The organism is Enterococcus sp. AZ101 (genome assembly GCF_050499005.1).
Taxonomy (GTDB): Bacteria; Bacillota; Bacilli; order Lactobacillales; family Enterococcaceae; genus Enterococcus_L; species Enterococcus_L ureilyticus.
Genome location: NZ_JBMHEZ010000001.1, coordinates 1,182,342 through 1,198,808 on the forward strand (window position 1 = coordinate 1,182,342; position 16,467 = coordinate 1,198,808).

Here is a 16,467-nt window from a genome sequence, read left to right on the forward strand (position 1 = left end):
GCCTAGAAAAATAAAAAAGGAGTGACAGACATGAGCGACATCATGCACCCGATTTCAATCGATGGGTTATTGAATTGGATTTTGAATGAATACAAAAATGAATCAACTATTTTTGGTGTAAGGAAATTTTACAAAGCGGATCCAAGTAAAACATTGTCTTTATTCGGTGAAAAAATGGAAACACCGTGTGGTCCGGCAGCGGGTCCCCATACACAATTAGCTCAAAATATTATTGCGTCGTATTTAACAGGATCACGTTTTTTTGAAGTCAAAACAGTTCAAATCATTGATGGAGAAGATTTACCTGTCAGCAAACCCTGTATTACAGCAGCAGATGAATGCTATAACGTGGAATGGTCAACTGAATTACGTGTTCCTCAAGCCTTTGACGAATACGTGAAAGGGTGGTTCATTTTAAAATTGCTCAGTAAAGAATTAAATTTAGGCGATCCAGATGGCTTTATTTTCAATATGAGTGTTGGCTATGATTTAGCAGGGATTCAGTCACCAAAAGTTGATCAATATATCACAGATATGCAAGAGGCAAAAGAAACAGCGATTTGGCAGGAATGTATAGAAGTTGCCTATAAATACTTACCTCAATTTAAAAATATCGATAAAGCATATATTGATGCCATTAGTTCAAAGGTTTGTCGTTCAATTACCCTGTCCACACTGCATGGTTGTCCATCAGATGAAATCGAACGAATCACAACCTATCTATTAGAAAGCAAAAGGCTAAATTCATTCATTAAATGTAATCCAACGATGCTAGGCTATGAATATACACGTCAAACAATGGATGAGCTAGGTTTCGACTATATGGTTTTTGATGATCATCATTTTATCGAGGATTTGCAATTTGAAGACGCAGTTCCTATGTTAAACCGTCTACAACGATTAGCTGATAGTAAAGGCTTAAACTTTGGCGTAAAAATCACCAATACATTCCCTGTGGGTATTGCAGAAGATGAACTGCCAGGTGACGAAATGTATATGTCAGGACGTTCCTTGTTCCCGTTAAGTATTTCGTTAGCTAAAAAACTGTCGGATGCATTTGAAGGAAAATTACAAATTTCTTATTCAGGCGGAGCAGATGTCTTTAATATCAAAGAAATCTTTGATGCGGGAATTTGGCCGATCACTATGGCAACAACGTTGTTAAAACCAGGTGGGTATCAACGAATGAATCAAGTCGCAAACTTATTAGGAGAATCAGACTATCCAAGTCAAGTTCAAGTGAACCTTGAGAAATTGACTAGAATTGTAGAAAAAGCAAGAACGCAAGCACGTTATAAAAAATCAATTAAATTACCCGAAAGTCCTAAACTACGTAAAACAGTCCCATTAACCGATTGTTATACAGCACCTTGTCGTAGTGATGGTGGCTGTCCGATCGACCAGGATATTCCAGCGTATCTTCGCTACGTCAGCGAAGAAAACTATTTAGATGCATTAAGAGTAATCGTTGATAAAAATCCGTTGCCGTTTATTACTGGAACAATTTGTGCTCATCCATGTATGACGAAATGTACTCGTCAGTTTTATGAAGGCTCGATCAAAATCCGTGAAGCAAAATTAGAAGCAGCCGAGCATGCATATGATGAATTGATGGCAACGATGAAAAAACCGATTCGTAAAATAAATGCAGCTAAAACAGCCGTTATCGGAGGCGGTCCTGCTGGAATATCTGCAGGATATTTATTAGCGCGTGAAGGAATGCCTGTAACCGTATTTGAAAAAGCCGATACGATTGGCGGTGTGTGCAGTCAAATCGTACCAGAATTTAGAATTTCGATGAAATCAGTTCAAAATGACGTGGAAATGGCTAAGTTTATGGGGGCTGAATTTATAACTGGACAAGCTGCTCCGAGCATCGAAGAACTACGTGAACAAGGGTATACTAACGTAATTTATGCTATTGGTGCGTGGAAACATGGCAAGTTGAGATTAGAAACAGGGAAAACACTTAATTCGTTAGAATTTTTAAAAGCGAATCGAGAAAACCCAATGATCAACCCTTACGGGGAGCAAATCGTCGTTGTTGGGGGTGGTAATACCGCGATGGATTGCGCTAGAGCGGCTACTACTTTACCGGGTGTGAAAAAAGTTTCCGTGGTTTATCGTCGGGATAAACGGAATATGCCTGCGGATGAGGAAGAATTGTATTTTGCTTTAGGAGATGGCGTAGAATTTTTAGAATTATTATCGCCTATTAAATTGGCTGATGGTCTACTTACTTGTGAAAAAATGCGCTTAGGTACACGCGATAGTTCTGGACGCCGAAAACCTGTAGCCACTGGTGAATTTACTGAAGTTTTAGCGGATACAGTGATTGCAGCAGTGGGAGAGAAAGTGGATACCGACTTCTATCAATCAATCGGTATTCTAACTGACCAATATGGCAAAGTTGTCTCGAATCAAGACACATTAGAAACCAATTTAAAAGATGTTTATGTAATCGGTGATGCAAATTTAGGACCAGCAACGATCGTAGAAGCCATTGCTGATGCTACCAAAGCTGCTGGAAATATTTGCCAGCTCCATAATAAGCACTATGAACAAACAAACCTTAATGATGACGTTGTCTTCGTTCGAAATAAACGAGGAATACTTGAAACAAACGAAGCTCTTTGTGGCCAAGCAAGTAATTGTCTAGAATGTTCAACGATTTGTGAATCGTGCATGGATGTATGTCCCAATCGAGCGAATATCGTAGTTAACGTCAAAGGACAACCACAAATCGTTCATGTAGATCGAATGTGTAATGAGTGCGGGAACTGTGAAACATTCTGTCCATATGCAAGTGCACCGTATAAAGATAAATTTACGTTGTTTAATACAGAAGCAGATTTTGAAAATAGTACGAATTCTGGTTTCTATGTAATCGATCCAAGAGAAAAAAGCTGTATAGTCAGATTATGGGGGAATACATCACTCGTTAACTTAAACTCTCAAGAATTAGCTATTCCGACAGATATTATCGAGTTGATGGATACGATGATTGAAGAGTATGACTATTGTATGCAAATGTAAAAAGACATGAGTTGCGCAAAAACAACTTCTGATCAATGGAGGTTAAAAAATGTCTATTCTTTTAAAAGGCGGTACTGTAGTGTCCGCAAAAGGGCGTCGGCAAGTAGATGTAAGAATTATTGACGAGAAAATCGTTGAAATGGGCACAAACTTAAAAGCAGAAGGTTCTATAGTAGAGGATGTTTCTGGTTGTTTTTTACTGCCGGGTTTTATTGATGCTCATACACATTTAGAGTTGAATAATGGAAAAGGATCATTGGGAACAGCAGATGATTTTTACACGGGGAGTAAGGCGGCTGTCGCTAAGGGAACAACGACTGTGATTGATATGGCTACACCAAGTAAGGGGAGTTCATTAAAAGACTGTCTTAACGCTTGGAATCATTTAGCAAATGACAATAGTTCCTGCGATTATACCTATCATATGTCGATCATTGAATGGAATCCTAGTATTAAAGCAGAAATCAACGAAATAATTGATGCAGGCATCACTTCCTTTAAGATGTATATGGCGTATGACAATTTAAGAACGACTGATGCTGAACTGTATGAAGCAATGAGAGAAATTCGTAAGTATCAAGGAATGCTAGGTGTCCATTGTGAAAATGGGGATATGGTCAATGAGATGATCGCAAGATTTATTGAGGAGAGGAAATTGTCACCTCATTATCACCCATTGACTAGACCGGATTCAGTAGAAGCCGAAGCGGTAGAGCGTTACTTAATGATTGCTGAGCTGGCTGATTTACCAGTGAATATTGTTCATTTAAGCACGAAGGCCTCGTTAGAAGCGGTAGAACGAGCAAGAGCTCGGGGGCAAACCGTATATGTAGAGACCTGCCCACAATATTTAGTTTTGGATGATCATTTATACGATGGACCTGATTTTGAAGGAGCAAAATATGTTTGCTCACCACCATTGCGCAGCATCAATGATCAAAACGCACTATGGGCAGGTGTGATGGATGGTCAGATCAATACAATCTCAACGGATCATTGCAGTTTTAATTTTGAAGGGCAAAAAACAATTGGAAAACATGATTTTAGCAAAATTCCTAATGGGATGCCTGGTGTAGAGTCTCGCCCAGAATTGATTTATACCTATGGCGTGACGACTGGCAAAATCAGTTTAGAACGTATGATAGGGTTATTATCAGAAGACATTGCCAAACAGTTTTCATTGTATCCTCAAAAAGGGGTCATTCAATCTGGCAGTGATGCTGACATCGTCGTTTGGGATCCCGAGACAATTGGGGTACTATCAGCAACAACTCAGCTGCAAAAAGCAGATTATACACCTTATGAAGGAATGCAGACGAAAGGAAGCGCCAGATCAGTTTATCTAAGAGGCCAAAAAGTAGCTGAACAAGGTCAGGTTATTCAAGAAAAACAAGGAGCATTTATCTATCGAACAATTAAAAATAAATCATAGTGGAATCAATCAACTTGTGTTGATTTAAATAAATAGACGGAGGGGTAATTTTTTGGAAAAAATAAAATGGACGGCAAATGAAATGCCTAAAACAGATGATCAGTATTTATCACTGATGTCAAAGGAAGCAATCGAAAAAGCCTTAGCGTTTCATCGGAGTTTTCCTCAATACAATCAGACACCATTAGCTGAATTAAAAAATATGGCAGAATATTTAGGGTTAAAGGATTTTTTTGTCAAAGATGAATCCTATCGTTTCGGCTTAAATGCTTTTAAGGTGCTGGGCGGCTCATTTGCCATGGCAAATTATATGGCAGAAAAATTAGGGAAAGATGTTGCTGATTTGACCTATGATGTTTTAACTTCCGACAAACTTCGGGCTGAATTTGGTCAAGCAACTTTCTTCACAGCAACGGATGGCAATCATGGGCGCGGTGTTGCTTGGGCAGCGAATAAATTAGGACAGAAATCAGTTGTTTTAATGCCGAAAGGCTCAACGCAAACGCGCAAGGAAAATATCGAAAAAGAAGGCGCAACCGTTACGATTGAAGAAGTCAATTATGATGAATGTGTTCGAATGGCTAATAAAATGGCAGAAGAAACTGAGAACGGTGTCATGGTGCAAGATACTGCTTGGGACGGATATGAAAAAATTCCAACCTGGATCATGCAAGGCTATGGGACGATGGCCTTAGAAGCTTCTAAGCAATTAGAGGAAGCGGGAAATAAACGTCCGACACATGTTTTTGTTCAGGCAGGCGTAGGTAGTTTAGCTGGAGCAGTTGTGGGCTATTTTGCCAATCTTTATCCTGATAATCCTCCAAAAATGGTAGTAGTCGAAGCGCAAGCGGCGGATTGCTTGTACAAATCGGCTATTGAAAAAGATGGTCAAATTCGATTTGTCGAAGGTGACCTTCAAACAATCATGGCAGGACTTGCTTGTGGTGAACCAAATACAATTTCATTCGATATTTTAGAAAATCATACCTCAGTCTTTGTATCAGCACCAGACTGGGTTTCAGAAAAAGGAATGAGAATGCTTGGGGCACCATTAAAAGGTGATTCACAAGTGATTTCAGGAGAATCAGGAGCCGTGGCTATGGGCTTAGTTGCAACTGCGATGCAAGATCCTGAATATAAAGAATTACGGGATACATTGAAACTTGACGAAAATTCAACTGTTTTAATGTTTTCAACAGAAGGCGACACAGATCCAGATAATTATAAAAAAATCTTATGGAGGTAATATAAATGGATTTCAAAAAAATCAACGCAGCAGCAGAAGGTTATAGAGAGGACATGATCAAATTCTTACGCGATTTAGTCAAAATTCCTGGAGAAAGTGCTGAAGAAGGCGCAAAAATGGATCGTGCTAAAGCCGAAATGCAAAAATTAGGTTTTGACAAAATCGAAGTCGACCCTCAAGGGAATCTTCTTGGCTATATGGGAACTGGTAAAAAATTGATCGCATTTGACGGTCATATGGATACAGTGGGTATCGGTGAGATGAGTAACTGGGAATTTGATCCATACGATGGCTATGAAACAGATACAGAAATTGGCGGACGTGGTACTTCTGACCAAGAAGGCGGAATCGTTTCAGCTGTTTACGGTGCTAAAATCATGAAAGATTTAGGGCTACTAAACGAAAAATATACGGCTTTAGTAACCGTTACAGTACAAGAAGAAGATTGTGATGGTTTATGTTGGCAATATATTATTAAAGAAGATGGTATTCGCCCAGAATTTGTTGTTTCAACTGAACCGACGGATGGTGGGATTTATCGCGGTCAACGTGGTCGGATGGAAATCAAAGTTGAAGTCAAAGGTGTATCGTGTCATGGATCAGCTCCTGAACGTGGCGATAATGCGATCTATAAAATGGCCGATATTTTACAAGATGTGCGCGCATTGAACAATAATGGAGACACAGAAAGTACGGTTATTAGAGGCTTAGTACGAATGCTTGACGAAAAATACAATCCTGAATGGAAAGAAGCTCGTTTCTTAGGCAAAGGTACCGTTACAGCATCGCAAATCTTCCATTCATCACCAAGCCGTTGCGCAGTAGCAGATGGTTGTACAGTTTCATTAGATCGTCGAATGACTGCGGGCGAAACATGGGAAAGTTGTTTAGAAGAAATTCGCAACCTACCAGCGGTTAAAAAATATGGCGATGATGTCGTTGTTTCAATGTATGACTACGATCGTCCATCTTATACAGGTTTAACTTATCCAATAGAATGTTACTTCCCAACTTGGGTAATTCCAGAAGAGCATGGTGTAACAAAAGCGTTGATGGAAACACACAGAAATCTATATGGAGAAGAACGTGAAGGCTCAAAAGAAACCATTGAGATGCGGAAAGCTCGTCCACTATTAGATAAATGGACATTCTCAACCAACGGCGTGTCGATCATGGGACGAAACGGAATTCCTTGTATTGGCTTTGGCCCAGGCGCCGAAGCGCAAGCTCATGCGCCAAATGAGAAAACTTGGAAAGACGATTTAGTACGTTGTGCTGCAGTGTATGCGGCATTACCAACGGTATACTGCGAAAATAACTAATTAAAAATACAAGGGAAAAACGAACCGATATTCTGATGAGTAAAGGACGTTAGAATATCGGCTATCGAATTACTTATATAGAGGAGAAATGACATGGAAACTTTTAACGACTACATTGCAAAATTGGACAAATTAGAATTTGATAAAATGTATGAAAATGACTTTTTCTTAACATGGGAAAAAACACGTGATGAATTAGAAGCAGTTTTCACAGTAGCAGATACGTTACGATATTTGCGTGAAAATAACATTTCAACGAAAATTTTTGACAGCGGTTTAGGCATTTCATTATTCCGCGATAACTCAACGAGAACTCGTTTTAGTTTTGCTTCTGCTTGTAATCTCTTAGGCTTAGAAGTGCAAGATCTGGATGAAGGAAAAAGTCAAATTTCTCATGGTGAAACCGTTCGTGAAACAGCCAACATGATCTCATTTATGGCGGATATCATCGGGATTCGTGACGATATGTATATTGGCAAAGGGAATACCTATATGCGTGAAGTTTCAGAGTCTGTTCAAGAAGGACATAAAGATGGTGTGCTAGAACAACGTCCAACTTTAGTCAATCTACAATGTGATATTGATCACCCAACGCAAGCGATGGCAGATGCACTGCATTTGATCCATGAATTTGGCGGAGTTGAAAATTTAAAAGGGAAAAAAGTAGCGATGACTTGGGCGTATTCGCCATCTTACGGTAAACCATTGTCAGTGCCGCAAGGAATCGTTGGATTAATGACGCGTCTTGGTATGGATGTTGTCTTAGCACATCCAGAAGGCTATGAAATCATGCCGGAAGTTGAAGAAGTGGCGAAGAAAAATGCCGCTGAAGCCGGTGGTTCATTTATCAAAACAAACAGCATGGAAGAAGCGTTCAAAGATGCAGATGTTGTTTATCCGAAGAGTTGGGCACCGTTTGCTGCCATGGAAAAACGTACACAACTATATGGAGAAGGCGATCAAGCAGGAATCGATAAATTAGAAAAAGAATTACTTGCTCAAAATACCAATCATAAGGATTGGGAATGTACAGAAGAATTAATGAAAACAACCAAAGATGGCAAAGCATTGTACATGCACTGTTTACCTGCTGATATCACGGGCGTAAGCTGTGAAGAAGGAGAAGTTGAAGCCTCTGTCTTTGATCGTTACCGTGTGGAATTATACAAAGAAGCAAGTTATAAACCATATATTATTGCAGCCATGATCTTCTTAAGTAAGGTGAAAAGTCCGCAATCGACATTGAAAGAACTTGAAAAGAAAGCTACACCTAGAGAAGTGAAATAAGCAACAACGAATTACTGGCATGAAGTGAGATGCTTTCTTGATTGATGATGATAGTATCAAAAAATTGATTTATGTGATTATAAGACCTTTCCAAGTCCATGTATGTAGACTGTCGGTTAAGAATAAAGCTGGGTTAAAACGAATCTGTTGTCCACAGATTCTGACTACTTCATGCAAAATCCAGTGTTTACTTAGCAATCATCAGGTGATTTATTGGGGAAGAAAGCATCTTACTTTTAAAATAATATATAAATCGAACAATAAAGTTGAAAACGAGGTGAATCGTTGAATGGTAAAACGAGTTGTAGTCGCACTTGGCGGAAATGCGCTAGGCGATAATTTAACAGAACAAATGACGGCAGTAAAAGAAACGTCGAAAGCTATTGCAGATTTGATTGAAGCAGGATATGAAGTTATTTTGTCTCACGGAAATGGTCCTCAAGTGGGCATGATTCAATTGGCGATGGAAGAACTTTCGTTAAGTGATCCAAGCAAATATCCGACGATCCCTTTATCCGTTTGCGTAGCGATGAGTCAAAGTTACATTGGCTATGATCTACAAAATGCGTTACGAGAAGAGCTATTGAGTCGTAATCTAGACCAAGCAGTTGGCACAGTGATCACTCAGGTGGCTGTTGATCCAAAAGACCCAGCCTTTGCTCATCCAGCCAAGCCGATCGGCCGCTTTATGTCAAAAGAAGAAGCTGATACATTGGTAAAAGAAAAACAAGTAACAGTCGTTGAAGATTCTGGTCGTGGCTATCGCCAAGTTGTAGCTTCACCAAAACCAAAAGAAATTATTGAAATCCAAACAATTACTTCTTTGATTGATGCAGGTCAAACAGTCATCGCTTGTGGTGGTGGCGGTATTCCAGTAGTCAAAGAAGACAATCGTTTAAGTGGTATCGCAGCTGTGATCGACAAAGATTTTTGTAGTGAATTATTGGCGGAAATGGTTGATGCCGATCTATTGATCATTTTAACAGCAGTTGAAAAAGTTTGTATTGATTTCGGCAAACCAACGCAAAAAGAATTAAGTCAAGTTTCAACAGCTGAAATGAAGAAACATGCTGCAGCTGGACAGTTTGCACCAGGATCAATGCTTCCAAAAGTTGAGGCAGCGATTCAATTTGCTGAATCAAAACCAGGACGCAAAACCTTGATCACGTTATTGGAAAAAGCAAAAGATGGAATCGTTGGCAAAACGGGAACTATTATTGAACAATAAAAGCAACACAAGCATGAGAAGGAGTGAGTTGATGTCAAACAAAATGATTAATTCAAGCAATGCCCCAGCGGCTGTGGGACCGTATTCGCACTCAGTATTAGCTGGACAAACCCAATACATCTCTGGTCAATTAGGTTTAGATCCAGTAAGTGGGGCAATGAAAGAAACGGTTGAGCAACAAGCGGAACAAGCGTTGATCAATTTAGGGGCAATTCTAAAAGAAACAAATATGAGCTATGACAATGTTGTCAAAACAACGGTTTTTCTAAAAAACATGTCAGATTTCGCAAAAATCAACGATATTTATGGTAAATACTTCTCAAACACACTGCCGGCCCGCTCATGTGTTGAAGTATGTGAATTACCTAAAAATGGGCTTTTTGAAGTAGAAGCAATCGCAGTCAAAAATTAATTTTTGAAACAATTCTGATCAAAGAAAAGGGTTGCGAATTTTAAGACTCGGATAAGTGCAGTCCTTTTTAAAATAAAAAGCGAAGAAGGAAACTTGCCTATGAGTGAAAAAGAAGAACAAGCATTGTTTGATTATGATGCTAAGTTGTCGATCAAAGAAGCTGTTCCTATGGGCTTACAGCACGTAGTCGCAGCAGTAGTTGGAATTGTTACCCCAGGAATCATGATTGCAAAAGTTTGTAACCTAAGTTCTGGTGATACAACGATCATGATTCAAACGTCACTGATTTTCTCTGCTATAGCAACGATGATCCAATTATTTCCGATTTTTGGAAAAGTTGGCTCAAGATTGCCAGTAATGATGGGTGCAAGTTTTGCTTATGTACCGATTTTAATGGCGATTGGAGGAGATTTTGGGATTGCAGCAATTTTTGGTGCACAGCTAGTTGGCAGTATTTTAGTCATTTTAGTCGGATTATCGATAAAAAAAATTCGAATATTATTTCCACCATTAGTTACTGGTACTGTTATTTTGAGTATTGGCTTGTCCTTATTCCCAGTTGCAATCAAATATATGGCTGGAGGAGCAGGTAGTCCAGATTTTGGATCAGCACAAAATTGGCTGGTCGCGTTGCTGACATTTGCCGTAGTCTTTTATTTTAACTATTTTTCAAAAGGATTTCTTAAATTATCCTCTATTTTAAATGGGATGATTGTTGGCTATGTTGTTTCTCTTGTTTTGGGGATGGTCAATTTCACCCCTGTAAAAGAAGCGTCAGTATTTCAAGTGATTACACCACTTTATTTTGGACTGGACTTTCAAATTGTACCGATTTTGACTTTAGTTGTGATGTTTGTCGTAGATGCAGTCCAAGCAATTGGTCAGTTCACTGCAACAACTGTTGGTGCAATGGATCGGGAGCCTACAGATAAGGAACTGTCTGGTGGTATTATGGGAAGCGGTTTCTCCAATTTTATTGGGAGCTTTTTTGGATCAGTACCAGTCGCAACATTTGGTCAAAATGTGGGATTGGTGACCGTGACGAAAGTGATAAATAAATATGTGATGGTTTTTGCTTCAGTCATTTTGTTAGTAGCAGGTTTTGTACCAAAAGTTGCTTCGATTTTGACGACAATACCTTATGCTGTAATTGGCGGCGCGACGGTTTCCGTTTTTGCCTCGATTTCAATGACAGGAGTGCGGATGATTTCATCACAAGAATTAACGCCTAGAAATACAGGAGTTGTCGGGATTTCCTTAGCTTTTGGAATTGGTGTTACATTGTCTGTTGGTTGTTTGAGCGGTTTCCCACCGTGGGTGACAACTATTTTTGGTAATTCAGAAGTTATTTTAACAACAATTGTTGCCGTTATTTTGAATGTCTTGTTGAAAGAGCATAAACAAGTCGCAATCGAGTGACAGTAAAGATTGTCTCCTTAAAAAGATGCAAAAGATAAATGAATAAAGGGATTTGTCTTTTGCATTATTTTAATGAAATAAGTTTAGTAAAGGAAAATGTCGCGTGAATAGTTTATTTTTAAAAGGAAACAAATTTATCGGAAAATCTACATTGCTCCAAAAGGTGCTTCGCTTGACCGGTTCATCTGTCAATGGTTTTTATGTTAACCGCATAATCAATGATGGAGGACAAATCATTGCTTTTGAGCTCAGAGCAGCCAAAGAGTTATTACAGCAAAAAGCTGAAATGAAAACAATTACGGAGCACTGTTTTATTCAGACGCGAGAAGGGAAACGAATAAGAAATTTGTTTGTCTTTGAAACTTTTGGTATAGAGTTATTAAAGGAAATAAAAAAAGTGCCAGCAGATGTGGTTTTGCTTGATGAAATTGGTGGAATTGAGTTATTATGAGAACCATTTTTAGCGGAATTATTAGCAGTCGTTCGTCATTCGAATAAAATAGTAGGTGTATTTAAATCAGAGCGCAATTACCAACACTAAAAACAGCTTACAATTGAAAAGCTAGAGGTAAACGAACAAAGAGTGCTGTTAAAACGAGAAATTTATAGAAATCAAGGGCAATTAGTAGAGTTGAAGGAAAATAATTTGCATCTGATCAAAAAAAGAATTAGTCACTTTTCTAAAAAAATAATTTTTTTTACAAGCGTTATCTTTTTAAAGTATAACGAAAGGAGAACATGAAATGAAGGAGCAAGCAGCATTTGACTATACATTGAATTTGAAATTACGGACAAATAAAATATTTTTTGGTCCAGGTATTGTAGAGTTACTTCAACGAATTTCTCAAACTGGCTCATTAAATACTGCAGCGAAGCAAATGAGGATGTCCTATAACAAAGCCTGGCGAATGATCCAAAAAGCAGAAGCAGAGCTGGGCTATCCTTTGATTGTCAAAAGTGTGGGAGGAAGCAATGGTGGAGGTTCTACTGTGACAATTCATGGAAAACGATTAACAACAAAGTTTTTATTATTTCAAAAAAAGACCTACCAAATCACAAACCAATATTTTACAGAAATTTTTAGAGACGATTTGGAGTTGGAGGAAAGAGAATGAGGAAACTTTTTCTACGTTTAGGTGAAGCAATCAAGCAGAGGGAAGACACTGTTTTAGTGACTGTGACCGCAAGTTCAGGTTCAACACCAAGAGGAGCAGGAGCCAGGATGTTGGTATCAAATAATGGTCGTTTGGCTGGAACGATTGGTGGTGGTGCGGTTGAATTTCGTGCTGAGAAGCTTGCTAAAGAAGTTTTAAAGAGTAAGAAAGGAAGAGCAGAACAATTCATTTTGACACCAAATAATAGTGCAGATTTAGGGATGATCTGTGGAGGTAATGTGGCTGTTTTTTTTCAATACTTGTCCTATAAAGATCCTGTCATTGCAATTATTTGCGAGGAAATCAACAAGCATTTTGCAACAAATCAACAATGTTGGCTGATTACAGAAATCACTACTACAGCAGTTGGGGCAGTTGGTTTTTATAGTCTAGATACAGGTTTGATCGGTCGTTTAACAGTTGAGCTTCAAAAGAGAATATTTAAGCAAGGTCAGGTTCAAGTAGTGGTGGATGGAGCGACGTATTTAATCGAGTCTTTGTTGGAAGTCGGAAAAGTGTTTATATTTGGTGCCGGTCATGTTGGACAAGCTGTAGTACCAGTATTAAAAATGTTAGGATTTTACTGTGTTGTTTTGGATGATCGCAAAGCATTAGTTACAAAAGAGTTTTTCCCAGATGCAGATGAACGGATCATAGCTGATCTAGGAAATATTGCAGAAAAAATCCACATCTCTGAAGCAGATTATGCGGTGGTTATGACACGTGGTCATCAATTCGATTTTGAATTAGCACGACAATTATTAAAAACAAACGCCTATTATATTGGTGTGATGGGTAGTAAACAAAAAATTGCTGTACAAATCAAGCGACTCAAAGAGAGCGGTTTTTCAATGGCGGAAATTGATCGAATCAATATGCCAATCGGCTTAAAAATAAATGCTGAAACGCCAGCAGAACTTGCGATTAGTGTCGCAGGGGAATTAATCGAGAAAAGAGCAGCTCTATCGAAATAAGAAATCAGGCGAAAATAGGCGTGAGTTTAGTGACAGAGAAACGATCAACAATTAATCAGAAAAAATCATTATAGGCGGTTTAATGCTACTATTTTTTCTTGTATTCACGATTTCTTTCTTCCGTAGAATTAGTTGCTGAATAGACAAAAAAAGAAGTATACTATGACCAAGCATTCTCACAATATACTGGTGCCATTGGGTCTGCAATGATTGGAATTCAGAAAACGTAAACAAAAAAAGTTTTTTTGCTAAAAAAAATTTTTTAGACCAAAGATTTGTGGTATAATCATAGTGAATAAAAGCTATATTTATAACAGAAATTGAGGTGTAAAGAAAAAATGTATTCATTAGTAGTAAATGGCAAGACGGAAACCTGTAGTAAAAATAAGAAATTAATGGATTTTCTTCGGGAAGATTTACGTTTGACTGGAACAAAAGATGGTTGTAATCAAGGCTCTTGCGGTGCATGTTCAGTGCTTATAAATGGAAGGGTTTCCAAATCGTGCTTATTCACATTAGAGAAGTTAACTGGTAAAGAAATTGTCACAATCGAAGGCTTAGAACCACGGCAAAAAGAAGTTTATGCTTATGCCTTTGCCAAAACGGGTGCAGTTCAATGCGGCTATTGTATACCAGGAATCGTCATTTCGGCTCAAGGATTATTGAATAAAAAAGCTGAACCTAGTGATGAAGAAGTGAGAAAAGCGATTCGAGGTAATATTTGCCGCTGTACAGGCTATGTCAAAATTATTGAAGCAATTCAGCTAGCTGCTAAACTGTTTCGTGAAGAACTGAGCATCCCAGCAGAACAATCATCTGGAAAATTGGGAGAAGATCTTAAACGAGTGGATGCTGTTGAAAAAACGTTGGGGACAGGTTTATATGTAGATGATATTACACTGCCTGATATGCTTCATGCCTCTGCTGTTCGCAGTCAATATCCTAGGGCTAAAGTGGTCACGATCAATTCTGCAAAAGCATTGGAACATCCGGATTGTGTGTCTGTTTTGACTGCAAAAGACGTCCCAGGAAATAATAAAATAGGACATTTAGAATTTATTTCCGATTGGGATGTTTTGATCCCAGAAGGTGAAATCACACGCTATGTTGGAGATGCGGTTGCACTAGTGGTTTCAAAAAATAGAGAATCCTTGGAAGAAATCAGAGCGTTAGTAGATGTAACTTATGAGGAATTGATACCAATGATCACTTGTGAAGAAGCGTTAGCAGAAGGTGCTCCTCAGATTCATGAAAAAGGAAATATTTTATCACATGAGCACCTTATTCGTGGTCATGCTGATGAGCAGTTAGCAAAGTCTAAGTATGTCGTAACCCAGCATTATTCAGTTCCTATTAATGAACACGCATTCATGGAACCAGAATGTGCCATCGCTATGCCAGAAGGTGAAGCTGGAATTTTACTTTATAGTGCGGGTCAAAGTATTTATGATGAGCAACGAGAGGTTGCCCGTATGTTAGGAGTTGACAAAGAAAAAATCCATGTTCAAGCAAAACTAGTTGGCGGAGGTTTTGGTGGTAAAGAAGATATGAGTGTCCAACACCATGCTTCACTTGCAGCTTGGTGTTTACAAAAGCCAGTGAAAGTGTTGCTTAGTCGACAAGAAAGCTTAATGATCCATCCCAAACGACATGGAATGGAAATGGATTTCACTACAGGTTGTGATGAAGAAGGTCATTTAACTGCTATGAAAGCGGTGATTTATGCTGATACTGGTGCATATGCTTCATTAGGAGGGCCAGTTTTGCAACGAGCCTGTACACATGCGGCAGGACCATACAAATATCAGCATATAGATGTCGAAGGATTTGCAGTGTATACGAATAATCCACCAGCTGGTGCTTTTAGGGGATTTGGTGTCTGTCAAACAGCCTTTGCTATAGAGAGCAACCTGAACTTATTAGCCGAAAAAGTGGGGATTTCACAATGGGAGATCCGATATAAAAATGCAGTTGAACAAGGTGACTCACTACCAAATGGTCAGTTAGTGTCTAAAAATGCAGCACTAAAAGAAACCTTACTCGCTGTTAAAGAAGCATACGAAACAGCCGAAATCGCTGGCATTTCTTGTTTCTTTAAAAATAGTGGGATTGGTGTAGGCTTATCCGATGTGGGGCGTTGTATTGTTTCTGTAGAAGAAGGGAAAGTTCATGTTAGAACGAGTGCAGCTTGTATTGGCCAAGGGATGGCCACTGTAACAACGCAAGTTGCCTGTGAAACGTTAGATTTACCACCAGAAATGATCATTGCAGAAGCGCCGGATACTCACCGAACGCCGGATTCTGGTACAACAACAGCTTCTCGCCAATCCTTATTTACAGGAGAAGCAACAAGGAGAGCAGCGATGCAATTACGTTATGAGTTAGATATGGGACGTGCTTTGTCTGACCTAGAAGGGCAAGAATTTTATGGAGAATACTCAGCCAAAACAGATCCTTTGATCAATGACAAAAAGAATCCTGTCAGTCATGCAGGTTATGGCTACGCCTCAGAAGTCGCAGTGTTGGATGAGAAAGGAAAAGTTGAAAAATTTGTAGCTGCCTATGATATGGGACAAGTCGTGAATCCCAAAGCCGCTCAAGGTCAAATTGAAGGTGGTATCGTGATGGGAATGGGCTATGCTTTAACAGAAAAATTTGTTATGGAAGAAGGCTATGTAAAAGCAAAATATGCAACATTAGGCTTATTAAATGCAACACAGGTTCCGCCAATCGAAACGATTTTAGTGCAAGCAAAGAATATTCATGATGGCTTGGCTTATGGCATCAAAGGAGTTGGTGAACTGGCAACGATCCCAACGGCTCCAGCATTAGTTGGCGCATATTATGCCTTAGATGGAAAATTAAGACCCACATTGCCGATGGAAGATACTTTTTATCAAAAAAGAAAAAATGAATAAATGATTCTGTGATGTGCTTGAAAGCGACGCACGAATAGC

At 38.9% G+C, this 16,467-nt stretch carries 12 protein-coding genes; all 12 read left to right on the forward strand.

Translation table 11 applies throughout. The features are described from left to right. The first annotated feature begins 30 nt into the window (after window positions 1-30). Window positions 31-3,036 carry a putative selenate reductase subunit YgfK gene (gene ygfK / locus IGJ50_RS05500; protein WP_429949258.1) on the forward strand — a complete coding sequence of 1,002 codons (3,006 nt, stop codon included), beginning with the start codon at window positions 31-33 and terminating at the stop codon, window positions 3,034-3,036. A 49-nt stretch (window positions 3,037-3,085) separates the two neighbouring features. Beyond that, window positions 3,086-4,468, forward strand: a complete 1,383-nt coding sequence (gene hydA, locus IGJ50_RS05505; RefSeq protein WP_429949260.1) for a dihydropyrimidinase — start codon at window positions 3,086-3,088, stop codon at window positions 4,466-4,468. Window positions 4,469-4,520: 52 nt separating this feature from the next. Next, window positions 4,521-5,714 (forward strand): diaminopropionate ammonia-lyase, encoded by a 1,194-nt coding sequence (gene dpaL / locus IGJ50_RS05510; RefSeq protein WP_207121399.1) that lies wholly within the window; start codon window positions 4,521-4,523, stop codon window positions 5,712-5,714. A gap of 5 nt (window positions 5,715-5,719) precedes the next feature. Further along, entirely contained in the window at window positions 5,720-7,036 is a 1,317-nt protein-coding gene (locus IGJ50_RS05515; RefSeq protein ID WP_207121398.1) for a YgeY family selenium metabolism-linked hydrolase, read from the forward strand. 93 nt (window positions 7,037-7,129) lie between these two features. Beyond that, window positions 7,130-8,323 carry a knotted carbamoyltransferase YgeW gene (ygeW, locus tag IGJ50_RS05520; RefSeq protein WP_429949263.1) on the forward strand — a complete coding sequence of 398 codons (1,194 nt, stop codon included), beginning with the start codon at window positions 7,130-7,132 and terminating at the stop codon, window positions 8,321-8,323. 289 nt (window positions 8,324-8,612) lie between these two features. After that, the gene (gene arcC / locus IGJ50_RS05525; RefSeq protein ID WP_207121396.1) at window positions 8,613-9,551 is read left to right on the forward strand and encodes a carbamate kinase; all 939 of its coding nucleotides are present in this window, start codon (window positions 8,613-8,615) and stop codon (window positions 9,549-9,551) included. Window positions 9,552-9,582: 31 nt separating this feature from the next. Beyond that, window positions 9,583-9,963, forward strand: a complete 381-nt coding sequence (locus tag IGJ50_RS05530) for a RidA family protein (protein ID WP_069639849.1) — start codon at window positions 9,583-9,585, stop codon at window positions 9,961-9,963. Window positions 9,964-10,062: 99 nt separating this feature from the next. Continuing rightward, window positions 10,063-11,382 (forward strand): nucleobase:cation symporter-2 family protein, encoded by a 1,320-nt coding sequence (locus IGJ50_RS05535; RefSeq protein WP_429949266.1) that lies wholly within the window; start codon window positions 10,063-10,065, stop codon window positions 11,380-11,382. Between the two features lie 103 nt (window positions 11,383-11,485). Then, window positions 11,486-11,833, forward strand: coding sequence for a nucleoside-triphosphatase (locus IGJ50_RS05540; protein ID WP_429949268.1), 348 nt, complete (start codon window positions 11,486-11,488; stop codon window positions 11,831-11,833). Window positions 11,834-12,125: 292 nt separating this feature from the next. Beyond that, complete coding sequence (locus IGJ50_RS05545; RefSeq protein WP_069639852.1) at window positions 12,126-12,497, forward strand: winged helix-turn-helix domain-containing protein; 372 nt, start codon at window positions 12,126-12,128, stop codon at window positions 12,495-12,497. Continuing rightward, entirely contained in the window at window positions 12,494-13,510 is a 1,017-nt protein-coding gene (xdhC, locus tag IGJ50_RS05550) for a xanthine dehydrogenase accessory protein XdhC (protein WP_429949270.1), read from the forward strand. Before IGJ50_RS05545 ends, xdhC begins: the two co-directional genes overlap by 4 nt. Before the next feature lie 338 nt (window positions 13,511-13,848). Next, the gene (gene xdh, locus IGJ50_RS05555) at window positions 13,849-16,428 is read left to right on the forward strand and encodes a selenium-dependent xanthine dehydrogenase (RefSeq protein ID WP_429949272.1); all 2,580 of its coding nucleotides are present in this window, start codon (window positions 13,849-13,851) and stop codon (window positions 16,426-16,428) included. Window positions 16,429-16,467: the final 39 nt, after the last annotated feature.

Bases quoted from the DNA above. Each gene is read 5' to 3' on its own strand.
- ygfK (WP_429949258.1), top strand. From the start codon at position 31: ATGAGCGACATCATGCACCCGATTTCAATCGATGGGTTATTGAATTGG.
- hydA (WP_429949260.1), top strand. From the start codon at position 3,086: ATGTCTATTCTTTTAAAAGGCGGTACTGTAGTGTCCGCAAAAGGGCGT.
- IGJ50_RS05515 (WP_207121398.1), top strand. From the start codon at position 5,720: ATGGATTTCAAAAAAATCAACGCAGCAGCAGAAGGTTATAGAGAGGAC.
- ygeW (WP_429949263.1), top strand. From the start codon at position 7,130: ATGGAAACTTTTAACGACTACATTGCAAAATTGGACAAATTAGAATTT.
- arcC (WP_207121396.1), top strand. From the start codon at position 8,613: ATGGTAAAACGAGTTGTAGTCGCACTTGGCGGAAATGCGCTAGGCGAT.
- IGJ50_RS05530 (WP_069639849.1), top strand. From the start codon at position 9,583: ATGTCAAACAAAATGATTAATTCAAGCAATGCCCCAGCGGCTGTGGGA.
- IGJ50_RS05535 (WP_429949266.1), top strand. From the start codon at position 10,063: ATGAGTGAAAAAGAAGAACAAGCATTGTTTGATTATGATGCTAAGTTG.
- IGJ50_RS05545 (WP_069639852.1), top strand. From the start codon at position 12,126: ATGAAGGAGCAAGCAGCATTTGACTATACATTGAATTTGAAATTACGG.
- xdhC (WP_429949270.1), top strand. From the start codon at position 12,494: ATGAGGAAACTTTTTCTACGTTTAGGTGAAGCAATCAAGCAGAGGGAA.
- xdh (WP_429949272.1), top strand. From the start codon at position 13,849: ATGTATTCATTAGTAGTAAATGGCAAGACGGAAACCTGTAGTAAAAAT.